Source organism: Rhodococcus sp. A14, from assembly GCF_011603105.1.
In the GTDB taxonomy this organism is placed as follows: domain Bacteria; phylum Actinomycetota; class Actinomycetes; order Mycobacteriales; family Mycobacteriaceae; genus Rhodococcus_F; species Rhodococcus_F opacus.
Genome location: NZ_JAAOQS010000071.1, coordinates 14818 through 35885 on the forward strand (window position 1 = coordinate 14818; position 21068 = coordinate 35885).

Consider the following 21068-nt stretch of genomic DNA (forward strand, 5'->3'; position numbering starts at 1 on the left):
CGATTACCGCTCGCGACGATTCGAACGGTTGGCGTCGCCGAGTCAATGCTGTGAGACTGGGTGCACGGCGAGTGATCGAACTCGGTCGGAATGCGTGCGCATGCACCGGAGGAGGAAGAACGATGAGTTTCGTCGACACACTGAAGGGCCTGCTGGGCAAGGGGAGGGAAGCCGCTTCGCAGAACGCGGACAAGGTTCACGGCGCCATCGACAAGGCCGCCGACGTCGCGGACAGCAAGACCGGCGGCAAGTACAGCGACAAGATCGACAAGGCCGCCGACGCGGCGAAGAAGGCTGTTCCTCCGAAGGAGTGAACACTTCTCACACAGACGCGCGTGGGCCCCGGTTCTCGGACCGGGGCCCACGCGCGTCTTCGGAGATGACCCGCGCACGGCGGGCAGGCGCGGCAGAATCGGTGTCGTGAACGGCGTCCTCGTGCTCCTCGTCATCATCGCGGCCATCGCGGTGACGAGTTTCGCGAAGCGCCGGGACCTGCAGGCGCCGCTGGTGCTCGTGACGATCGGGTCGGCGGCGTCGTTCATCCCCGGGATGCCGCGCCTCGAACTGGACCCGGAGGCCATTCTCGGTGTGGTGCTGCCGCCGCTGCTGTACTCCGCGGCGCTCAAGTTCTCGGTGGCCACGTTCCGGCGCCACCTCGCACCGATTCTCCGGCTGGGGATCTTCACCGTCCTGGCGACCGCCATCGGGGTGGCCTTCTTCTCCAACTGGCTGGTCCCCGAATTCACGCTCGGCGCGGCCCTGGTCCTCGGCGCCGTGGTCGCGCCGACGGACGCGGTCAGTGCCGTCGCGGTCGGCCGCAGGCTCGGCCTGCCGAACCGGGTGATCGCGATCCTCACCGGTGAGGGACTCGTCAACGACGCCACCGCGCTGACCCTGTTCACCGTCGCCGTCTCCGCTGTCGTCGGGGCGAAGATCCCGGTCCACCCCGTGGTGTTCTTCGGCTACGAGGTGGTCGGCGGGGTCCTGATCGGACTGGTGCTCGCCAAGATCGTCGAGTGGGTGCGTCACCGCATGTACGATTCCCCGCTGGAAACGGTGCTGGGGCTGATGCTCCCGTTCGCCGCGTACCTCGCCGCCGAGGAGGTGCACGCCTCTGGTGTGCTGTCGGTGGTCGCCGCGGGGTTCCTGATGGGGCACAAGGCCACCGACGCCTCCGTGGCCACCCGCATCCAGGAGCGGTCGCTGTGGGAGAGCGTCGACCTCCTGCTCGAGATGTTCGTGTTCGCCTACATGGGACTGCAACTGAAGTTCGTCATCGACGACGTCCGAGACCAGGGCCTACCGGTGCACCACGTCTTCTTCTACGGCTTCGCGGTCCTCTTCGTGGTCATGGCGATACGGCCGGCGTGGATCCTGCTGCACTGGCTCCGCCGCCGGGTCGGGCTGGCGATCGAGGCGCCGGGCGGCTCGGTGGAACTCGGATGGCGGGAGAGCCTCGTCGTGTCCTGGGCGGGAATGCGTGGGGTCGTCACGCTCGCCGCCGCGTCCGGTGTGCCCGTGGTCATCGCGAGCGGGCAGCCGTTCCCGGGGCGCGAGGTGATCCAGGCGATCGCGTTCGTCGTGGCCGTCGGCACGCTGCTGATCCAGGGCGCCACCATGCCGCTGCTGATCCGGAGACTCGATCTGGCGGATCCCGGCGAACGCGAGCGCGAGGAGGAACAGGTGAAGCTGGCCCGCGCGATCTCCCGCGACGCAGGCGAACGGGCCCTCGTCGAGTTCGCCGCACACCCGCCGGAGGGAATCGACCGAGCCGACCTGACCGACATCCTCGACCGGGTGCGGCGGTCGATGCGGGCGCGGCTCCAGGCCGAGGAAGCGGAAGACGCCGCGGAGAAGCAGCGGGCCGGCGCACTGTTCGACCACTACCGTCGCGCGGCCCTGCGCGCGCAACGCGAGGCGATCATCGCCGCCCGCGACGCGGGCACGCTCGACGACGAGGTGATGCGTAGCGTGTTGGAAGGCCTCGATGTGGAGGAGGCAGCAGCCGAGGAGCGGGTGCGGAGACGTCGCGAATGAGGTGCGAGGTGGGTGTGCGTCCGGTGCGAACCGCCGTGGTCGCCCTTGCCGGTGTCGTAGCGCTGACCGCCTGCGCCACGGACGAGGCGTCCCCGGGCCCGTCTCCCACCACCTCGCTGGCCGCACCCTCCGCCCCTTCCGTTCCGCAGGCGCCGACAGGGGATCAGCGTGGCGCACTGATGAGCCAGGAGGCGGTGCCCGACATCGATCCGGCGATCACCGCACTCGGCGCGACGGCCACCCGGGTCGTCTACCGGTCGACGTCCGGTGTCGACGGCGGCGGCTCGGAGGTCGTGGGCACGGTCTTCACTCCCGCAGGCCCCGCACCGGACGGCGGCCGGCCCGTCGTCACGGTCGGGCACGGCACCACCGGCGTCACCGACGAGTGCGCCCCCTCGTCGTCGCCGACCCTGCTGGGCACGACGAACCTCGTCCGCCCGCTGCTGCAGCGGGGGTACGTCGTGACCGTCACCGACTACCAAGGACTCGGCACCGACGGCCCACATCCTTACCTCGAACCCGACACCGCCGCCTACGACCTGATCGACGCGGTCCGGGCGGCGCGCAACTTGGTGCCGGACGCGTCGACGCGCTGGGCGGCGATCGGGGTCTCTCAGGGCGGTCAGGCGTCGTGGTCCGCGGCCGAGCACGCCGACGACTACGGCGACGGGCTGGAGTTCGTCGGCTCGGCGAACCTGTCACCCGCGGCCGATCTGTCGGGGATCGTCGCCGACGGGACCGTCGAACCTCTGTCGTGGCCGCAGAAGATGTTCCTTCCCTACCTCCTCGAGGGACTGAAGGTGGTGCACCCCGAGCTGAATCCGGACGACTACATGCGCGGCGCGCTCGCCGCCACTCCCGACGTCACGCTGTCGTGCGTCGCCGCGAAGCTCCCCGAGAAGTGGACGGTGGCAACCCAACTCACCCCGGCCGACACGGGTCCGCGGACGGAGGCCGACGCCGAGCGCATGCGAGGGTGGCTCGAGGACATCGCCCTGCCGAAGAACGGGGCGGGCGGGCCGATGCTCGTCGTCGTGGGGGAGCGGGACAACCTCATTCTGCCGCAATGGACTTCGCAGTCCGTCGACCACGCGTGCGCACTCGGCGACGTCGTCGAGTTCGACTCCCGGCCCGGCGAAGGGCACGCCGACGGGCGCTCCGTCCCCGGCGCGGTGCAGTGGATCGCCGACCGCTTCGCCGGCGTGCCCGCACCCGACACGTGTCCCGAGGGAGGAACACCGTGAAAAACGGCGATCTCGAACGGCTGCGGACGCTGTGCCTCGCCCTGCCCGAGGCGACGGAACGGGTCAGTCACGGCGAACCGGCGTGGTTCGTCCGCAAGGCACCGCAGTTCGCGTCACTCGCCGACCGTCACCACGACGACCGGGTGTCGTTCTGGGCGGCGGCTCCGCCGGGAGCGCAGCAGGATTGGGTGCAGCGTGATCCCGGCAGGTTCTTCGTCCCGCCGTACGTCGGGGGACGCGGGTGGATCGGCGTCTATCTCGACGTCCCGCAGGATTGGGACGACGTCGCCGACATCGTCGAGGACGCCTACCGCACCGTCGCCCCGAAGACCCTGATCGCCCGACTGGACGCCGGCGAATGACGGGAACCGTCGTCGCCGTCGTCGCGTTGCTCGTCCTCATTCCCGTCGTCGCGTTCACCGCGGTGTGGCTGCGCGCCCGGCGCGAGCTGACGACCCCCACCGAACGGGCCGTTCACACCACCCTGCACACGGCGTCGCTGGCGGCGCGCCCGTTGCGGCGGGGACTCGACGAGACGTCGGCGGAGGAGGCCGCGCCGCACCTGCGCCAGCTGACCGGCGCGCAGGCGCTGGGCGTCTTCGACGCCGCCGGTGACCTGCTCGCATGGAGCGGACCGCACGAAGCCATGACCGAACAACTGCACGACGCGGCCGCCCGCGCCGTCGACGGGGAGCGCCGGGTGCTCGTCGCCTACGGTGGCCTCGTCCGGGGCGCGGGCGACAACGCGGTGCGGGCGTTGATCGCCCAGCCCCTGCTCATCGAGGCCACCGGCGTGGTCGGGGTGCTCGGCATCGTCACCACGGAAGACCCTGGTCCGGGCATGCTCGGCGCCGTCACGGAGGTCGCCCGGTACGCGTGCAGCCAGATCGAACTCGCCGACCTCGACGCGTCCCGCGCCCGACTCGACCGCGCCGAGGTCCGGGCGCTGCGCGCGCAGATCAGCCCCCATTTCATCTACAACGCGCTGAACACGGTGGCGTCGTTCGTCCGCACCGATCCCGATCGCGCCCGGGAACTGATTCTCGAGTTCGCCGACTTCACGCGGTACTCGTTCCGTACGGCAGGGGAGTTCACCCTGCTGGCCGACGAACTACGCAACATCGACCGTTACCTCACCCTCGAGCGCGCCCGGTTCGGCGACGCCCTCGCGGTGAAATTGCAGGTGGCGCCGGAGGTGCTGAACGTGGTGCTGCCGTTCCTCGCGCTGCAACCGCTGGTCGAGAACGCGGTGCGGCACGGAATCGCCGCCAAACCGGACGGTGGCACCGTCAGCATCGTCGCCGCCGACGAGGGCACCGACTGCGTGATCAGCGTCGAGGACGACGGGGTCGGCATGGATCCCGACCTGCTGCGGTCGGGGTCGCTGGACTCGGTGGCCGAGACGTCGGGGGTGAAGGAGGCGGCGCACGTCGGGCTCGCCAACGTCGACGACCGCCTGCGCGCCGCGTTCGGCAACGACTACGGACTCGTGGTGGAGACCGCGCCCGGTGCGGGCACCAAGGTGAGCATGCGCGTCCCGAAGTTCCGGCGGGGGATCTCGACGTGAACGGGAAGAGTCCGTGCGACGATTGCTGTCGTTGTGAACCACACTGACGACAAGTCTCCGGACGCACCCCTGACCGTGCTGGCCGTCGACGACGAGAAACCCGCCCTCGACGAGCTGGCGTTCCTGCTGCGCGCCCAGGACGCGGTCGGGGACATCCGGACCGCGGGAGATGCCACCACGGCGCTGCGCATACTCCGCGACGGCGAGATCGACGCCGTCTTCCTCGACATCAACATGCCCGGACTCGACGGACTCGAGCTGGCCGGGATCCTCGCGAACTTCGCGTCCCCACCGCAGGTGGTGTTCGTGACCGCCCACGACGACCGGGCCGTCGCCGCATTCGACCTCGGAGCCGTCGACTATCTCCTCAAACCCCTGCGCGAGGAGCGGCTGGCGGAGTCCGTGCGCCGCATCGTCGAGGGGCGCCGCAGGCGGGTCGACGCGGGACCGGCCGCCCCCACCGACGAGGTGATCCCGGTCGAACTCGGCGGCATCACCACGCTCGTGCACCGGTCCTCCGTCGAGTGGGTCGAAGCGGACGGCGACTACGCCCGACTGCACACCGCGGACGGCTCCCACCTCGTCCGCATCCCCATCTCGGCACTGGAGACACGCTGGGCGGACGCCGGGTTCCTGCGGGTCCACCGCTCGTACCTCGTCGCGTTGCCGCGGGTCACCGGAATCCGGACCGTCGGCAACGGTCTCGTCGTGTGCCTCCGCGCGCACGGCGACCACCCGCCCGTCGAACTGCCGGTCAGCCGCAGGCACACCCGGATGCTCAAGGACCGGCTGGTCCGGGCGCCGAAACAGACATGGACCGCGCGATGAGTTCGCCGGAGCGGGTGCGGGTCGTCCTCGCCCAGCGCCGCGGTGCGCGGATCGTCCGCACCCGGGTCGAGGTGCAGGAACAGACCGCGGTCGGGGACGCGATGATCCGGGGACTCGTGCGCACCCAGCTCGTGCTGGCCATCCGGCTCGCGCTCCTCGCGGCGTGCCTGCTGTGCGCGGTGCCGCTCGTGATGTTCCTGTTCCCGGCGTTGTCCGACGTGGCGGTGCTGGGGATCCGGCTGCCGTGGGTGGTGCTCGGGGCGCTCGTGTACCCGGTGCTCCTGACCACCGGCTGGATCTACGTGCGGCAGGCCGAGCGCAACGAACAGGAATTCGCCGACCTGGTGGACGACTGAGCATCCCGTGACCACCGACCAACCCATTCCCTGGCTGACCCTGGCCGGTCTCGCCGCGGCCGCGGTCGCGACGGTGGCCATCGGCATCTACGGAGTGCGGTTGGCGCGCACCACCTCCGACTTCCTCGTCGCGTCCCGCAGCGTCGGGCCGCGGTGGAACGCCGCCGCCATCTCCGGCGAGTACCTCTCGGCCGCATCCTTTCTCGGTGTCGCCGGCCTGATCGCGAAATACGGTGCCGACGCCCTCTGGTACCCGATCGGCTTCACGGCCGGCTACCTCGGGCTGCTGCTGTTCGTCGCCGCGCCGCTGCGACGCTCCGGCGCGTACACGGTGCCCGACTTCGCCGAGTTCCGGCTCGGCTCCCGCCGGCTCCGCACCCTCGCGATGCTCGTCGTCGCCGCCGTCTGCGCGCTGTACCTCGTCCCGCAACTCCAGGGCGCAGGGCTGACTCTGAACATTTTGCTCGGGGTGCCGACCTGGGTCGGGGCCGTCGTCGTCGGGCTCATCGTCATCGCCAACGTGGTGGGCGGCGGCATGCGGTCCATCACATTCGTCCAGGCCTTCCAATACTGGCTGAAACTCACCGCGGTCGCGATCCCGGCGCTGGTGCTGTCGGTGTACTTCTTCGGCGACCACCACGAGCTGGGCGCCGCCGCACCACCCACCGTGAGCGAGCAGACCACGGTCGACATCACCACCGACGTCGTCGTGCAGGTGTCCGAACCGGTGACCGTCGGCGGGTCGGGGACGATCGACGGGGCCGCGGCGACCGGTGACGTTCTCCTCGAGCCGGGCGAGCACCACCTCGGCGAGGGCACGTCGATGACCCTCGAGGCGGGCGCCCCGGTGCCCGTGGTCGCGGGCGCTCCCGCCGACAACTCCGACTGGATCGCCCCCGGCTGGGGATTCGGCGGCGACCACCCGATGTACCAGGTGTACTCGCTGATCCTCGCGACGTTCCTCGGCACGCTCGGGCTGCCACACGTGCTCGTCCGGTTCTACACCAACCCCGACGGGCGGGCCGCGCGGCTGACGTCGCTGGCCGTGGTCGGGCTGCTCGGAGTGTTCTACCTGTTCCCGACGCTGCTCGGGGTGTTCGCCCGGCTGTACGTGCCGCAGCTGCTCATCACCGGCACGTCCGACGCCGCGGTCCTGCTGCTGCCCGGCTCCGTGATCTCCGGGTGGGCCGGGCAACTCCTCGCCGCACTGGTGGCGTCCGGGGCCATCGCGGCGTTCCTGTCCACGTCGTCCGGCCTGCTCGTCAGCATCGCCGGGGTGCTCAGCACCGACGTCCTGCGCGGGCGGATCCGGGACTTCCGGATCGCCGCAGTCCTGGCCGGGGCGGTGCCGCTGGTGCTGTCGCTGGCGGTGACGTCGCTGGACCTGTCGCGCACGGTCGGGCTGGTGTTCGCGGTCGCGGCGTCGACGCTCTGCCCGCTGCTCGTGCTCGGCATCTGGTGGCGTGGACTGACCGCCGCCGGGGCGGGTGCCGGGATGGTCGCAGGCGGGCTCGTCGCCGGCTGCGCCGCCGGGATCTCGGTGCTCGGCGGCTTCACCGTCGACGTCTGGAACGGCTGGCCCGCGGCGATGGTCGCGTACCCGGCCGCCGTCAGCGTTCCGCTGGCCTTCGTCACGATGGTGCTGGTCAGCAAGGTGACGAAGCGTCAGATTCCCGCCGACCTCAGCCGGATCTTCACCCGCATGCACGCCCCCGAGCGGCTCGGGGTGGGCTCCGACCGCGAGCGGGAGCTCCGCTCCCCGTGAGTGCTTGACGAGTCTCTGCACTCCTCGAGCACGCACGGGCGGCGAAGCCGCTCGTCGCGGTCGGGTGACCGTTCGACGCACAGTCCGGCAGCTCGTCGTGTGACAGGCGCCACAACCTATTTCTGTGACTCAACTCTCACTAACGTCGGTGGCCAGTTCACTTCACACGACCAAGGAGTCTGCAGTGACCACAGCCGATCTCAGTGAGGGCGCACCGCAGAAGCGGCGCGCCCCTGATGCGCAAGCCTTCGTAGACATGCAGGCGAGCCCGGAGTTCCAGGAGTTGCGACACCGCCTGCGTAGTTTCGTCTTCCCGATGACGGCGTTCTTCCTCGCCTGGTACGCGGCGTACGTCCTACTGGCCACGTACGCGCCCGAGTTCATGGCCACCAAGGTGATCGGCAACATCAACCTGGGCATCATCCTCGGTCTCGGCCAGTTCGTGACCACGTTCGTGATCACCGCGCTGTACGTGAAGTTCGCCAACCGGGAACTCGACCCGCGCTCCGCCGCGATCCGCGACGAGCTGGAAGGACCGCTCAAGTGATCACCACACTCGCCGCAGGCACCGACGTCGGCAACCCGATCCTCAACATCGCCATCTTCGTGGCGTTCGTCGTGATCACGATGACCATCGTGATCCGTGCGAGCCGCACCACCAAGAAGGCCTCGGACTTCTACACCGGCGGCGGTCAGTTCTCCGGACCGCAGAACGGCTTCGCCATCGCCGGCGACTACCTGTCGGCCGCGTCGTTCCTCGGCATCGCCGGCGCCATCGCGGTGTACGGCTACGACGGCTTCCTGTACTCGGTCGGCTTCCTCGTCGCCTGGCTGGTGGCCCTGCTGCTGGTCGCGGAACTGCTACGCAACACCGGCCGGTTCACGATGGCGGACGTGCTGAGCTTCCGGCTCAAGCAGCGTCCCGTGCGGATGGCCGCGGCGCTGTCCACGCTGGTGGTCTCGCTGTTCTACCTGCTCGCGCAGATGGCGGGCGCCGGCGGACTCGTCGCGCTGCTGCTGAACATCGACGGCAAGGTCGGTCAGGGCGTCGTCGTCGCGGTCGTCGGTGTGCTGATGATCGTGTACGTGCTCGTCGGCGGCATGAAGGGCACCACCTACGTCCAGATGGTCAAGGCGGTGCTGCTGGTCGCCGGTGCGGGCATCATGTTCTTCCTCGTGCTGTTCGCGGTGCGCGGCAACTTCTCCCAACTGCTCGCCGACGCCCAGGCGACGGTCGCCGGTTCGACGAACGAGGCGATCGCGGGCCGCGACATCCTCGCTCCCGGCGCCAAGTACGGCATCAGCTCGATGAGCAAGCTCGACTTCATCTCGCTCGGCATTGCCCTGGTCCTCGGCACCGCGGGCCTGCCGCACGTGCTGATGCGGTTCTACACGGTCCCCACCGCCAAGGAAGCCCGCCGCTCGGTCACCTGGGCGATCGGACTGATCGGCGCGTTCTATCTGTTCACGCTCGTCCTCGGCTACGGTGCCGCCAAGATGGTCGGCCCCGACGTCATCCTCGCAGCGCCCGGCAAGGAGAACGCGGCGGCGCCGCTGCTCGCGTTCGAACTGGGCGGCACCATCTTCCTGGCGATCATCTCCGCGGTCGCGTTCGCAACGATCCTCGCGGTCGTGGCGGGGCTGGCGATCACGGCGTCCGCGTCGTTCGCCCACGACATCTACGCCAGCGTCATCAAGCGCGGACACGCGTCGGAAGAGTCCCAGGTGCGGGTTTCCCGGATCACGGTCGTCGTGATCGGTCTCGTGTCGATCGTCCTGGGCATCATGGCCATGGGCCAGAACATCGCGTTCCTGGTGGCGCTCGCCTTCGCGGTGGCCGCCTCGGCCAACCTGCCGACGCTGCTGTACTCGCTGTTCTGGAAGAAGTTCAACACGACCGGTGCCTTGTTCAGCATCTACGGCGGCCTGGTCAGCTGCCTCCTGCTGATCGCGTTCTCCCCGGCCGTGTCCGGTAAGCCGTCGTCGATGTTCCCCAACGCCGACTTCGACTACTTCCCGCTCGCCAACCCGGGCATCGTCTCCATCCCGCTGGCGTTCGTGCTCGGCGTCGTCGGCACCTACATCGGCCGCGGCAAGGCGGAAGATCCCGCCAAGCAGGCCGAGATGGAGGTCCGCTCCCTCACCGGTGTCGGTGTGGAGAAGGCCGTCTCCCACTAATGCCTTCGGCCTGTGAGTACTTATTAACCGCCCGCGGTTAATAAGTACTCACAGGCCGTTAGGCTGCACCAATGGCGAAACTCACGGTCAAGACCGATGTTCCCCTCAGCCCCCAGGACACCTGGGAGAAGGCCTCGAATCTGCAGGACTTCGACAAGTGGTTCGTCGTCCACGACGGCTGGCGCGGCGAACTTCCCGAGACCCTCACGGCCGGAACCGAGATCAGTTCCGTCGTCACGGTCAAGGGACTCCGCAATCGCGTGAAGTGGACGATCAAGGAGTACGACGCCCCGAACCGCATCGTCCTCAAAGGTGACGGCAAGGGTGGCGTGAAGCTCGGAATGGTGCTCGACGTCCAGGCGAAGGGCGACGCGTCCGAGGTGGCGTTCACCATCGAACTCGGTGGCGCACCGCTGTTCGGACCCATCGGCTCGGGTGTCGCGAAGGCACTGAAGGGCGACATCGAGAAGTCCCTGACGACGTTTGTCGAGCTGTACCGCTGATCAATCGAGGACGTGCGCGCCGCCGGTGTCGGTGATCCACTCGGCGGCAAGGGCGTCCAGCGTCCCGTCGGCATAGAGCGAATCGACGGCCGCCGAGACGCACGCGGTGAGCGGACTGTTCTTCTCCAGCACGAGGCCGAAGAATTCGGTGACGGCGTTCGGGCGCGGGAACTGCCCGACGAGGACGCTGTCCTTCACCTCGTTGGCGGTGATCTGAAATCCGGTCGGGATGTCGACCACCAGCGCGTCGATGTCGCCCGCGGCCAGGGCGGCCTTGGCGTCGTCGGTGGTGGTGAAACTGACCGGTGCCTGGCGGGGCTGCACGGTCTGGGTGATGGCGTCGAAACTGGTGGACCCCACCTGCGCCCCGAGGCGGAACGGCGCGAGGTCGGCGAGCGATTTGGCTCTCGCCGCTGGCGAGTTCTTCAGCGCCAGCACCGACTGCGTGACGGCGTAGTAGGGCGTACTGAAATCGACCGTCTCGCGCCGGGTGTCGGCGATCGTGAACTGGTCGATGGCGAAATCGAAGTTCTTCTCGCCGGGTGCCAGCGCGTCGTTGAATGCGACGGTCTCGAATTGCACCTGGTCCGGACCGTATCCCAGCTTCCCGACTACTTCCCGGGCGACGGCGCCCTCGTAGCCCTTGCCGTTGGACGGGTCACCGTCGACGAACCACGGCTGGTACGACGGACTGTCGGTGGCGATGGTGACCACGCCGTCCTGCGCGGTCACGCCGCTGCCGGGGGCGCAGTCGCCGACCGCGCGGGTGGACGGAAGTTTGGTGAACGCTTCGGGAATCGTCGAGGCTTCGGCCCGGGCGTCGACCTCCGACGCTGTGTCGGTGGAGCAGGATCCGGCGAGCAATGTCAGTGCAGCGGACATGGCGGCGACGGCTGTCTTGGGACCTCGGTGCACCCCGCCATCTTGCCTGGCGGGTAGCGATCCGGCCAGCGAAGCGGCCGCGCGGCGCACAATATGTATGTATTGGCGGAGGGAGGTGCGCGTGGCCACGGCGGGAACTCGGCAACTGACGGTCGACGGACATCGCCTGTCCCTGACCAATCTCGGCAAGGTCCTCTACCCGGAATCGGAAACGACGAAGGGCGAGGTCATCGACTACTACACGCGGATCGCGCCCGCCATGCTCCCGCACGTCGTCGACCGTCCCGCCACCCGCAAACGCTGGCCCAACGGGGTGGACAGCGAGCCGTTCTTCGAGAAGAACCTCGCGGCCTCCGCACCGGCGTGGTTGGAGCGTCGTTCACTCGAGCACTCGGATCGGTCGGTGCACTATCCGCTCCTGAACTCGGTCGCGGCGCTTGCGTGGGCGGGGCAGCAGGCCGCACTCGAACTGCACGTCCCGCAGTGGCGGTTCGACGGCCCGCATCGGGGGCCCGCCACCCGGATCGTCTTCGACCTCGATCCCGGTCCCGGTGTGGGCCTGACCGAATGCGCGGAGGTGGCACGGGCCGTGCGCGACCTGGTCGCGAACCTCGGCTGGACCGCGTACCCGGTCACCAGCGGCAGCAAGGGTATTCACCTGTACGTGCCGCTCGACCGGAAGCTGGACGGTTCGGGCGCGTCGACCGTCGCGAAACAAGTGGCGACGGGTCTCGAGAAGCTGCGGCCCGAACTCGTCACCGCCACCATGGCCAAGGCGGTGCGCGCGGGAAAGGTGTTCGTCGACTGGAGCCAGAACAATCCGTCCAAGACCACCATCGCACCGTATTCGTTGCGGGGACGCTCCCAGCCGTATGTCGCGGCGCCGCGGAGCTGGGACGAACTCGACGACCCCGACCTACGGCAGCTGCGGTTCGAGGAAGTGCTCGAACGGTGGGAGTCGGACGGCGACCTGCTCGCCGGACTCGACCCGCCGATCGAGGACGACGCCGCCCTCGCCGAGTACCGCCGCAAGCGTGATCCCGGACGGACACCCGAGCCGATGCCGGACACTGTGCGGCCGGGGAAGGGGAACAGTTTCGTCATCCAGGAACACCACGCCCGGCGCCTCCACTACGACCTGCGGCTCGAACGCGACGGGGTGCTCGTGTCGTGGGCGGTGCCGAAGAACGTGCCGACGACGACGGGGGAGAACCGGCTCGCCGTGCATACCGAGGATCACCCGCTCGAATACCTCACGTTCTCCGGGACCATCCCGAAGGGCGAATACGGCGGCGGCGGGATGACCATCTGGGACACGGGCACCTACGACACCGAGAAGTGGCGCGACGACGAGGTGATCGTCCAGTTGCACGGCGGGCAGGTGGACGGCCGGTTCGCGCTGATCCGCACGAAGGGCGACCAGTGGCTGATGCATCTGATGAAGGATCAGTCGCCGGGTGGGTCGCACACGTCCGAATTGCCGCGGGGACTGTCACCGATGCTCGCGAGCCCCGGCACCCTCGACGGACTGGACGCCGACGAGTGGGCGTTCGAAGGGAAGTGGGACGGGATCAGGGTGATCGCCGAGATCAGTGGCGGCGAGCTGAAGCTGACGAGCCGGGCAGGCAACGACAAGACCCGCGACTACGCCCGATTGGGTTGGATGGCAGACGCTCTCGGCGACCACGAGGTGGTCCTCGACGGTGAAGTCGTCGCGTTCGACGAGCGGGGTGTCGCGAACTTCGGCCTGCTGCAGCAGGGCAACGAGCCGCACTTCCTGGCGTTCGACGTGCTGTATCTCGACGGAGTGTCGTTGTTACGCAAGAAGTACACCGACCGGCGCCGCGTCCTCGAGGCACTGGCGGCCAAGGTGGACAACCTGGTCGTTCCGCCGCAACTGCACGGGTCCGCGCAGGACGCTCTGGACGAGAGTCGCGGCAAGGGCTGGGAAGGTGTCGTGGCCAAACGCCGCGAGTCCGTGTACTTGCCGGGCAAGCGGGGGTCGAGCTGGATCAAGGTGAAGAACTGGCGCACACAGGAAGCGGTGATCGGCGGGTGGCGCCGGGGTCAGGGCGGGCGGTCCACGGGAATCGGGTCGGTCCTGCTCGGCGTCCCCGAGGACGGTGGGCTGCGCTACATCGGGCGCGTCGGAACCGGCTTCACCGAACGGGATCTGCAGGAACTCGCGTCCACCCTGGGGCCGCTCGAAACCGACACCAGCCCGTTCGTCGAAGACCTGCCCACCGCCGACCGCAAGGGCGCCGTGTGGGTGACCCCCACGCTGGTCGCGGAGGTGCGATTCATGGATTGGACCGGCTCGAAGAGACTGCGGCACCCCAGCTGGCGTGGGCTCAGGGACGACAAGACACCCGAGGACGTCGAAGTGGAGGTCTCGTGATGACCGGTATCCGATTTCAATCGACTCCGGAGAACGAGATCCCCGTCTCCGTGCCGGTCGACACCGTGCTGGCCCGCACCGAGTCGCTGGTGCTGTGGCTGACCGACGTTCACGTCTACAGCTGTGGTGTCGAATTCACGATCCAGGCACGCAGACCCGAGTCCACGGTGCTGCTCGACATGTTCGGCTTCGGCAAACCCGCGTCGTCGAACAGCAGCGGGCCGTTTCTGTTCGGCGTCGAGTACGCGGACGGCAGTGTGTTCACCAACCTTCCCGGCGCCCGGATGACCGACGGCCTGCACGGCGGAGCGGGGCGCGGCGGGCCCCTCACCGGTGACAAGACGTACTTTCTGCAGCCGCTCCCGCCGCCGAAACGCTGGTCGATGATCACGGCGTGGCCCTACTTCGGTGTCCCGGAGTCTCGGACCGACCTCGATTCCGCCGTGTTCGCCGAAGCCGCGGAGCGGGTGGAGACATTGTGGCCGGAACCGGTCCACGCACTCGTCGAGGCATCGGACGGTCGACAGCAGCCGCCGGCGCTCGAATTACCGCCAGGGGGCTGGTTCGAATGGGCCGGCCGACGCCGTGTCGAATGATCCGGGCGGTTCCTGTGTCGGGGTGCGCAGCGCCGGGGGTGTGAAGACCGGCAGGGGTGCGGACGTCGTGTCCTCGTCCGGGTGCTGCTCGGAGACACTCACGTCTGCGTTCGGTGACGCCGTGCCGCTGGCGACGGCGATCCCGGCGGCGCCGACGACCGAGAGGACGAAGGCCGCGCCCCCGCCGATCGCGATGCGGGTCTTGGTGTGGGACATGGTGTGGATTTCCTCCGGTGATCAGGGACCGACGACGGTTCCGCCGTCGACGGGGCCGACTCCGCCGGGCGACTGCGGGGCTGCGGGCGGGGCAGGCTTCGGGCCGCCGCCGACGGGGAATGGATTGGTTTCGGGTTCGAGAACGCCCGGCTCGACCTGGCCCGGTCCTTCGAACGGACCCTTCGGGGGGTGAACGGGGTCGACGACGACGGGCGGATCGACGACGACGGGCGGGTCCACCACGACGGGCGGCTGGGCGATGGGCGGTTGCGCAACCGGCGGCTGGGCGATGGGCTCCTGGGCAACCGGCGGCTGGGCGATCGGTGCTCGGACGATGGGCGGTGCTGCCACGATGGGCGGAACGACACCCGGTCCCGGCGCCACCGTTTCGGTGTCGGCCGAATAGCCTGGCGCCGAATACTCGGGATTCACCGAGTAGCCGGGGTCTGCGACGACGATCCGACTCGGGGCCGGCGCGATCGCCGGAGCGGGCTGCTGCTGCGAGTTGGCCCCCTCCGAGCTCGGGGTCGGAGCCCCCTCGGTGTGTCCACCGGCAAGAACGATCACTGCGGCTCCTGCGAGGGAGAACGTGAGGGCGGCGGTTGCGCCGATCGCGATGCGGGTTGCGGTGTGGACGATGGGGTGCCTCCGGTGGATTGGGTGGTCTAGCTGGGCTGTCAGACCAAGCTTGCGCCGGACGCGAGCCTTTCGACAGGCACCCCAGGGTGCGCATCCCCCACCCCGCGGCGGAACCGCGGGCAGCCGCCCCCGCGCTGTTTACCGACGGATGTGCCGGAATCACAGGCAATTGCGTCGGAATCCGGCCAATGTCCCTGCGGCTGTGGTGCGGTGAGCGCTACCCACTCACGACAGGTCGCGGAACGTCATGACGAAGCCGGCCATGGCGGCGAGCACGGCCAGGACGTAGACCGGCACCTGCACCCAGACGGGTGCGGTGCGGTTGACGATCATCGCCGCCGCCAGTGCGACGACGATGAGCACCACACCGTAGAACGGGGTGCGCTGAGGGTGGTCACCTCGTGCCATAACCACCAGTGTGCCCCGCGTCGGCGGCTATCCGACCGCCTCGGGCACCCGCGTCTGCGCGACCCACCGGCCGCGTTGCCGGGTGATCTCGATCGGGTGGTCGAAGCATTCGCTGATGTTGTCGGTGGTGAGGACGTCCGCGACGGGGCCCTGCGCGATCACCCGGCCGTCGCGGATGAGGACGGCGTGGGTGGTGGTGGTCGGGATTTCCTCGAGGTGGTGGGTGACGAGGATGCTGGCGAGGCTCGGGTACGTGACGCGCAGCTCGTCGAGCGCGGTGAGAAGTTGTTCTCGCGCAGCCAGATCCAGGCCGGTGGCGGGCTCGTCCAGCAGAAGGAGTTGCGGCTCGGCCATGAGGGCTCGCGCGATCAGAGCCCGTCCGCGTTCGCCCTGGGACAGGTTGGGCCACAGGGCATCCGCGTGCTTCTGCATGCCGAGGGACGCGATGAGTTCGTCGGCTCGGGCGACCTGGCCGGCGGTCGGTGACCACCTCGGCACGAACTCGGGTGTGTTGGTGAGACCGGTGAGCACGACGTCGCGCACCGTCAGTGGCGCGTCGATCCGGTGTCGCGGGTTCACGTGCCCGATGTGGGCGCGCAACTCCCGCATGTCGACCCGGCCGAGCTGATGGCCGAGGACGTGGACGGTGCCGTGGGTGGGGTGCGCGAAGGCGCCGAGCATGCTCAGCAGCGTGCTCTTGCCCGCACCGTTCGCGCCGAGCAGCACCCAGTGCTGTCCGCGTTCGATGTGGAGGGTGATGTCGCTGAGCAGATACCGCCCGCTCCGCACGAGGTCGACATGGTCGGTGCTGACGACCGAATTCGGGGTGGTCACTGATGTTCGCCTTTCCGCAGAATCGACATGGTCGGATCGAGATTGGCGGCGGTGGCGGCGACGGCAGCCTCGGCATCGCCTGCTTCCAGCGCGCGAACCAGGTCGTCGTGTGCGCAGCTCGTGTCGGGTCGGCCCGGTTCGTGGTCGACGAGTTCGGCGAGCGCGTCGACGAGGAGCGGCCGGATCGAATCGAACAGGGCGGACAGGATCGAGTTGCCTGCGATCTCCAGGATCGCGGTGTGGAAGTCGAGGTCGGCCGCGACGAAGACGGCGGTCGACGCGGTGGTGCTGTCGTGCCGGGCCGACAGCTGCTCTCGCAGTCGCCGAAGATCCTCGGGGCGTGCGCGTTCCGCGGCGAGCCGGGCGGCCTCGATCTCGAGGGCGCGCCGCACCTCGTACACCTCGAGCAGGCGGGCGCGGCGCAGCAGCTTCTCGAGTCCCGCACCGCCCGTGGGTGGTTTCGCGACGAACGTGCCGACCCCGTGCCGCACGTCGAGCAGGCCGTCGCGGGCGAGCAGCCGGACTGCCTCGCGGACGGAGGAACGGCCGACGCCGAGTTCGGTGGCCAGTTCGGCCTCGCTGGGGATGCGACTGCCGAGTGTCCACTTGCCGTCGCGGATCCACGCGGTGAGGAGTTCCTCGAGCTGGGGAACCAGCGGTCCGCTGCGGAGGGTGTGACGTCCGGCCATTCGGCGACGCTAACACAGTCCTCAGACGTCTGAGGACTGTGGCGGAGCCTATGGTGAACCGGAGAGAACCACCGCAGCAGAGGAGAGGTGCACCATGGCCATCGCCACCGCAGACCGTGTCACACGGGAAGAGTTGCTCGACTTCGTCCGTCCGCGCCATCGCAGCGTGCTGATCACCCGGAAGCGCTCCGGCGGGCTGCAGATCTCCCCGGTCACGTCGGGACTCGACTCGGAAGGCCGGATCGTCGTCGCCACGTACCCGCAGCGCGCCAAGGCCGCGAATGTGCGACACGACCCCGCCGTGAGCATGTGCGTGCTCTCCGACGAGTTCAACGGCGCCTACGTGCAGATCGACGGCACGGCCGAGGTACTGGACATGCCCGACGCACTCGAGCCGCTGGTGGAGTACTTCCGCGGCATCTCCGGCGAACATCCCGACTGGGACGAGTACCGGGACGCCATGCGGAAGCAGAACAAGAGCCTGATCCGGATCACCATCGACGAGTGGGGACCCATCGCGACCGGTGGCTTCCCGCCGGACACCGATCGCGGATAGGTCCCCGTCACCTACTCGACGGCACCCGCCGAGCGCAGCTGCTCGATGCCCGCCGCGTCGTACCCGGCCTGCGCGAGGATCGCATCGGTGTCCTGCCCGGGCCGCGGGGCCGGCCGGGGAACGGGCGCCGGGGTGCGGCCGAAGCGCGGTGCCGGTGCGGGCTGGCGGATGCCACCCACCTCGACGAACGTTTCCCGTTCCTTGTTGTGGGGGTGCTCGTGCGCCTCCCACGGCGACAGGACGGGCGACACGCACGCGTCGGAATCGGCGAACAGTGCCGCCCATTCGTCCCGCGGTCGGGTCGCGAACACCTCGGCGAGGCGCTTCTTCAGTTCCGGCGCCGCATCGAGGTCGTACTGCAACGGCAGATCCTCGCCGCTCAACCCCAGCACCTCGAGGAGTTCACCGTAGAAGTGCGGTTCGACGCACCCGACCGCCACGTGCAGACCGTCGGCGCACTCGTAGGTGTCGTAGAACGCGGCGGCCCCGTCGAGGACGTTCCGCCCCCGACCTTCCTGCCACAGCCCGGCGGCGTTCATGCCGTGGACGAACGCCGTCAGCAGCGCCGCGCCGTCGACCATCGACGCGTCCACCACCTGCCCGCGGCCCGACCGGGAGCGCTCGTGCAGCGCGGCCAGGATTCCCATCGTCAACATCAGGCCGCCACCGCCGAAGTCGCCCAACAGGTTCAGTGGCGGCACCGGCCGCTCCCCGGCACGCCCGATGGGTTCGAGCGCGCCTGCGAGCGCGATGTAGTTGATGTCGTGCCCGGCCCGACGTGCGAGGGGACCGTCCTGGCCCCAGCCGGTCATGCGCCCGTAGATCAGACCGGGATTGCGGGACAGGCAGTCGTCGGGGCCGATGCCCAGGCGTTCCGCGACGCCGGGACGGAAACCCTCGACGAGGATGTCGGCGCGTTCGACGAGCGTCCGAACGGCCTCCAGCCCCTCCGGAGTCCGCAGGTTCACGGCGATCGACCGTCGTCCGCGGTCGAGCACACCCGACGGCGCCATCAGCCCGCTGCCGCCGTCACCTGCCCGCTCGACGCGGATCACGTCCGCGCCGAGGTCGGCGAGGATCATGCAGCCGAACGGGGCGGGCGCGAGGCTCGCGAGCTCGACGACGGTCAGCCCGCTGAGCGGCCCGCCGGTCACGACACCCCCTGCGCGTCGCGGGGCAGCCCGAGCATGCGTTCCCCGATCACGTTGAGCTGCACCTCGGTGGTGCCGCCGTAGATAGTGGTGGCGCGGCCGGCGATCAACTGCTCCATCGCCTTGTCGCTCGGCTCCCCGGGAATGCTCACGGCGCCCGCCGCCCCCAGTTCGGCGACGACGAATTCGGCGATCGACTGTCCGAGCCCCATGCCCAGCAGCTTCCCGACGCTGGACGTGATGCTCACGTCCGCCCCCGACAGCTGCTTCAGCACGATCCGTGCACCGATCAGATCGATTGCCTGGCTCTCGGCCACCAGTTCGCCGACGCGGAAGCGTGCCAGCGGGCCGAGGTCGCGGCCGCGGGCGAACTGCAGCAGATCCTTGTCGGTGGCGTAGGCCTCCATCTTCTGGCTCAGGGCCACCCGCTCGCCCGCGAGGGTCGTGCGGGCCACGTTCCAGCCGTCGTTCACGTTCCCGACCACGTTCTCGTCCGGGATGAACACGTCGTCGAGGAAGACCTCGTTGAACAGGGCCGAGCCGGTCATCTCGCGCAGCGGACGGACGGTGACCCCCGGCGTCGACATGTCCAGCACGAAGTACGTGATGCCCTCGTGTTTCGGCCTGGACGGGTCGGTGCGGGCGATCAGCATCGCCCAATCGGAGAACTGTGCCACCGTGGTCCAGATCTTCTGCCCGGTCACCGTCCAGCCGCCGTCGACCTTCTCGGCCTTGGTGGTCAGCGACGCCAGATCGGAACCGGCCCCCGGTTCGCTGAACAGCTGGCACCACACGAGATCTCCGCGCAGCGTGGGGACGGCGAGATCCCGCTTCTGCGCGTCCGTGCCGTGGGCCACGACCGCCTGTACCGCCCAGCCGCCCATCAGCAGCTGCGGCATCGGGATTCCGGCGGCCTTGATCTCCTGAGCGATGACGATCTGCTCGAGCGGGGACGCGCTGCGCCCGTACGGTTTCGGCAGGTGCGGCTGCACCCAGCCGCCGTCGCCGAGTGCGATCAGCTGGTCGTCCTCGTCGAGGCCCACCAGCGGGGCGAGTTCCGCCCGCACCTCGGTCCGGATCGCCTCGGCTTCGTCCGGCAGTTCCAGTTCGGAGGTGCGGGCGGTGCCTGCGAGGGACTGGTCGGCCACCCGAGTGGCCCGCTCCTCGCGGGTGCCGAGGAGCCCCCGGATGGCCAGCGCCCGGCGGTAGAACAGGTGTGCGTCATGCTCCCAGGTGAATCCGATGCCGCCGTGGACCTGGATGCAGTCCTGTGCGCACTGCACCGCGGCATCGGGAACGACCACGGCGGCGATGTCTGCAGCGAAATCGGCGGTGTCGTCGCCGTTGTCGAGGGCGGAGGCGGCATCCCACAGCACCGCGCGCGCCTTCTCCAGGGCGATGCCCATGTGGGCGCACTTGTGCTTGACGCCCTGGAACTGGCCGATCGGTCGCCCGAACTGCACCCGCGTCTTCGCGTACTCGGATGCGGTGGACACGCACCAGGACATCACGCCGATCGCCTCCGCACCGAGGACGACGGTGGCGACGGACCGGACGCGCTGCTCGCTCAGACCGTCGAGGATCCGGTCGGCGCCCACGTGGACGGCGTCGGCGGTGATCCGTGCGGAACCGCGGAGCACGTCGATGCTGTCCTGCACCGTGACGGTGACGTCCGCGGAATCGACGACGGCCCAGCGAATGTCGTCGCCGACGGTGATCGGGAGTAGCAGGATATCGGCGTGTTCGCCGCCGAGAACCGCGTCCGCGACCCCGGTGACGCGGTATCCGCCCTCGTCCGCCGATACGTCGAGTGGGCGGCCCAACGCGACTGCGGCGGTGTGTGATCCGTCGAGAAGACCCGGCATCACCTCGATGCCGACCTTGGAATCGGCGGCCGCCACGAGCGCGGCGGACAGCGCGGTCGGGACGAACGGACCCGGGGCGGCCGTCCGGCCCAGCGCTTCGAGAGCCATCGCCAACGTGAGGAGCCCGGCGCCGTGACCGCCCTTGTCCTCGGGGACGTGCAGTCCCAGCAGGTCCTGGCCGACGAGAGCATCCCAGAACGGCGGAAACTTCTCCTCGCTCGTGGACTCGACCGCGGACCGGACATGATCGGAGGTGATGGTGTGTTCGGCGAAAGCGCGGACCGAGTCGGCGAGGGCCCGGTGTTCCTCGGTCAGCCCGAGCCCGAGCTCGTACGTGTTCTTGGCCATGTCGCGGC

General features: G+C 69.3%; 22 protein-coding genes. 14 read left to right on the forward strand and 8 right to left on the reverse strand.

Annotated features, from left to right (window positions below; genetic code table 11):
- Positions 1 to 122 precede the first annotated feature (122 nt).
- The 11 genes from G9373_RS29730 to G9373_RS29780 all read left to right on the forward strand — a co-directional run bounded on the left by G9373_RS29730 (position 123) and on the right by G9373_RS29780 (position 10478).
- The gene (locus tag G9373_RS29730) at positions 123 to 314 is read left to right on the forward strand and encodes an antitoxin (protein ID WP_005244012.1); all 192 of its coding nucleotides are present in this window, start codon (positions 123 to 125) and stop codon (positions 312 to 314) included.
- 106 nt (positions 315 to 420) lie between these two features.
- Entirely contained in the window at positions 421 to 2037 is a 1617-nt protein-coding gene (locus G9373_RS29735) for a Na+/H+ antiporter (RefSeq protein ID WP_054246017.1), read from the forward strand.
- Positions 2034 to 3281 carry a lipase family protein gene (locus G9373_RS29740; protein ID WP_167118280.1) on the forward strand — a complete coding sequence of 416 codons (1248 nt, stop codon included), beginning with the start codon at positions 2034 to 2036 and terminating at the stop codon, positions 3279 to 3281. Before G9373_RS29735 ends, G9373_RS29740 begins: the two co-directional genes overlap by 4 nt.
- Positions 3278 to 3643: an MmcQ/YjbR family DNA-binding protein gene (locus G9373_RS29745; RefSeq protein ID WP_065489440.1), complete on the forward strand. Its 366-nt coding sequence runs from the start codon at positions 3278 to 3280 to the stop codon at positions 3641 to 3643. Before G9373_RS29740 ends, G9373_RS29745 begins: the two co-directional genes overlap by 4 nt.
- Positions 3640 to 4848, forward strand: coding sequence for a histidine kinase (locus G9373_RS29750; protein ID WP_064080292.1), 1209 nt, complete (start codon positions 3640 to 3642; stop codon positions 4846 to 4848). The genes G9373_RS29745 and G9373_RS29750 overlap by 4 nt, the downstream gene beginning before the upstream one ends.
- A gap of 33 nt (positions 4849 to 4881) precedes the next feature.
- Positions 4882 to 5676 (forward strand): LytTR family DNA-binding domain-containing protein, encoded by a 795-nt coding sequence (locus G9373_RS29755; RefSeq protein WP_005244000.1) that lies wholly within the window; start codon positions 4882 to 4884, stop codon positions 5674 to 5676.
- Positions 5661 to 6032, forward strand: a complete 372-nt coding sequence (locus G9373_RS29760; RefSeq protein WP_005243998.1) for a hypothetical protein — start codon at positions 5661 to 5663, stop codon at positions 6030 to 6032. Before G9373_RS29755 ends, G9373_RS29760 begins: the two co-directional genes overlap by 16 nt.
- A gap of 7 nt (positions 6033 to 6039) precedes the next feature.
- Entirely contained in the window at positions 6040 to 7797 is a 1758-nt protein-coding gene (locus G9373_RS29765; RefSeq protein WP_167118283.1) for a cation acetate symporter, read from the forward strand.
- A gap of 184 nt (positions 7798 to 7981) precedes the next feature.
- On the forward strand, positions 7982 to 8344 hold the full coding sequence (locus tag G9373_RS29770; protein WP_005260521.1) for a DUF485 domain-containing protein: 363 nt from the start codon (positions 7982 to 7984) through the stop codon (positions 8342 to 8344).
- On the forward strand, positions 8341 to 9975 hold the full coding sequence (locus tag G9373_RS29775) for a cation acetate symporter (protein WP_007298176.1): 1635 nt from the start codon (positions 8341 to 8343) through the stop codon (positions 9973 to 9975). Before G9373_RS29770 ends, G9373_RS29775 begins: the two co-directional genes overlap by 4 nt.
- A gap of 71 nt (positions 9976 to 10046) precedes the next feature.
- A complete protein-coding gene (locus tag G9373_RS29780; protein ID WP_167118286.1) occupies positions 10047 to 10478 on the forward strand; it encodes an SRPBCC family protein in 432 nt (143 codons plus the stop codon).
- Here the strand turns inward: G9373_RS29780 and G9373_RS29785 are convergent, their stop codons facing one another.
- Complete coding sequence (locus G9373_RS29785; RefSeq protein ID WP_167118290.1) at positions 10479 to 11360, reverse strand: transporter substrate-binding domain-containing protein; 882 nt, start codon at positions 11358 to 11360, stop codon at positions 10479 to 10481. It lies immediately after the preceding gene.
- A gap of 97 nt (positions 11361 to 11457) precedes the next feature.
- Between G9373_RS29785 and G9373_RS29790 the strand changes: the two genes are divergently transcribed.
- Together G9373_RS29790 and G9373_RS29795 are read left to right on the forward strand one after the other, a co-directional pair.
- Positions 11458 to 13758 (forward strand): ATP-dependent DNA ligase, encoded by a 2301-nt coding sequence (locus G9373_RS29790; protein ID WP_167118293.1) that lies wholly within the window; start codon positions 11458 to 11460, stop codon positions 13756 to 13758.
- Positions 13758 to 14354: a hypothetical protein gene (locus G9373_RS29795; protein WP_005568464.1), complete on the forward strand. Its 597-nt coding sequence runs from the start codon at positions 13758 to 13760 to the stop codon at positions 14352 to 14354. The genes G9373_RS29790 and G9373_RS29795 overlap by 1 nt, the downstream gene beginning before the upstream one ends.
- On the opposite strand, the gene G9373_RS29800 is transcribed toward G9373_RS29795, so the two are convergent.
- The 5 genes from G9373_RS29800 to G9373_RS29820 all read right to left on the reverse strand — a co-directional run bounded on the left by G9373_RS29800 (position 14304) and on the right by G9373_RS29820 (position 17140).
- Complete coding sequence (locus G9373_RS29800; protein ID WP_054246023.1) at positions 14304 to 14570, reverse strand: hypothetical protein; 267 nt, start codon at positions 14568 to 14570, stop codon at positions 14304 to 14306. The genes G9373_RS29795 and G9373_RS29800 overlap by 51 nt on opposite strands.
- Before the next feature lie 21 nt (positions 14571 to 14591).
- Positions 14592 to 15137: a hypothetical protein gene (locus G9373_RS29805; RefSeq protein ID WP_064080293.1), complete on the reverse strand. Its 546-nt coding sequence runs from the start codon at positions 15135 to 15137 to the stop codon at positions 14592 to 14594.
- A gap of 297 nt (positions 15138 to 15434) precedes the next feature.
- Complete coding sequence (locus tag G9373_RS29810) at positions 15435 to 15617, reverse strand: hypothetical protein (protein ID WP_005260513.1); 183 nt, start codon at positions 15615 to 15617, stop codon at positions 15435 to 15437.
- Between the two features lie 27 nt (positions 15618 to 15644).
- Positions 15645 to 16451 (reverse strand): ATP-binding cassette domain-containing protein, encoded by an 807-nt coding sequence (locus tag G9373_RS29815; protein ID WP_054246025.1) that lies wholly within the window; start codon positions 16449 to 16451, stop codon positions 15645 to 15647.
- A complete protein-coding gene (locus G9373_RS29820; RefSeq protein WP_005574039.1) occupies positions 16448 to 17140 on the reverse strand; it encodes an FCD domain-containing protein in 693 nt (230 codons plus the stop codon). The genes G9373_RS29815 and G9373_RS29820 overlap by 4 nt, the downstream gene beginning before the upstream one ends.
- 94 nt (positions 17141 to 17234) lie before the next feature.
- On the opposite strand from G9373_RS29820, the gene G9373_RS29825 reads away from it, so the two are divergent.
- Positions 17235 to 17696 carry a PPOX class F420-dependent oxidoreductase gene (locus G9373_RS29825; protein ID WP_005574040.1) on the forward strand — a complete coding sequence of 154 codons (462 nt, stop codon included), beginning with the start codon at positions 17235 to 17237 and terminating at the stop codon, positions 17694 to 17696.
- 11 nt (positions 17697 to 17707) lie between these two features.
- Here the strand turns inward: G9373_RS29825 and G9373_RS29830 are convergent, their stop codons facing one another.
- Both G9373_RS29830 and G9373_RS29835 read right to left on the reverse strand, forming a co-directional pair.
- On the reverse strand, positions 17708 to 18850 hold the full coding sequence (locus G9373_RS29830) for a CaiB/BaiF CoA-transferase family protein (RefSeq protein ID WP_054246027.1): 1143 nt from the start codon (positions 18848 to 18850) through the stop codon (positions 17708 to 17710).
- Positions 18847 to 21060 carry an acyl-CoA dehydrogenase gene (locus G9373_RS29835; RefSeq protein ID WP_167118296.1) on the reverse strand — a complete coding sequence of 738 codons (2214 nt, stop codon included), beginning with the start codon at positions 21058 to 21060 and terminating at the stop codon, positions 18847 to 18849. The genes G9373_RS29830 and G9373_RS29835 overlap by 4 nt, the downstream gene beginning before the upstream one ends.
- Between the last annotated feature and the right edge of the window lie 8 nt (positions 21061 to 21068).

What these genes read in the sequence shown, in the direction of transcription:
- G9373_RS29800 (WP_054246023.1), bottom strand. Translation starts at nt 14,570, where the DNA reads ATGTCCCACACCAAGACCCGCATCGCGATCGGCGGGGGCGCGGCCTTC.
- G9373_RS29835 (WP_167118296.1), bottom strand. Translation starts at nt 21,060, where the DNA reads ATGGCCAAGAACACGTACGAGCTCGGGCTCGGGCTGACCGAGGAACAC.
- G9373_RS29795 (WP_005568464.1), top strand. Translation starts at nt 13,758, where the DNA reads ATGACCGGTATCCGATTTCAATCGACTCCGGAGAACGAGATCCCCGTC.
- G9373_RS29785 (WP_167118290.1), bottom strand. Translation starts at nt 11,360, where the DNA reads ATGTCCGCTGCACTGACATTGCTCGCCGGATCCTGCTCCACCGACACA.
- G9373_RS29820 (WP_005574039.1), bottom strand. Translation starts at nt 17,140, where the DNA reads ATGGCCGGACGTCACACCCTCCGCAGCGGACCGCTGGTTCCCCAGCTC.
- G9373_RS29825 (WP_005574040.1), top strand. Translation starts at nt 17,235, where the DNA reads ATGGCCATCGCCACCGCAGACCGTGTCACACGGGAAGAGTTGCTCGAC.
- G9373_RS29760 (WP_005243998.1), top strand. Translation starts at nt 5,661, where the DNA reads ATGGACCGCGCGATGAGTTCGCCGGAGCGGGTGCGGGTCGTCCTCGCC.
- G9373_RS29730 (WP_005244012.1), top strand. Translation starts at nt 123, where the DNA reads ATGAGTTTCGTCGACACACTGAAGGGCCTGCTGGGCAAGGGGAGGGAA.
- G9373_RS29740 (WP_167118280.1), top strand. Translation starts at nt 2,034, where the DNA reads ATGAGGTGCGAGGTGGGTGTGCGTCCGGTGCGAACCGCCGTGGTCGCC.
- G9373_RS29750 (WP_064080292.1), top strand. Translation starts at nt 3,640, where the DNA reads ATGACGGGAACCGTCGTCGCCGTCGTCGCGTTGCTCGTCCTCATTCCC.
- G9373_RS29810 (WP_005260513.1), bottom strand. Translation starts at nt 15,617, where the DNA reads ATGGCACGAGGTGACCACCCTCAGCGCACCCCGTTCTACGGTGTGGTG.
- G9373_RS29790 (WP_167118293.1), top strand. Translation starts at nt 11,458, where the DNA reads ATGTATTGGCGGAGGGAGGTGCGCGTGGCCACGGCGGGAACTCGGCAA.
- G9373_RS29780 (WP_167118286.1), top strand. Translation starts at nt 10,047, where the DNA reads ATGGCGAAACTCACGGTCAAGACCGATGTTCCCCTCAGCCCCCAGGAC.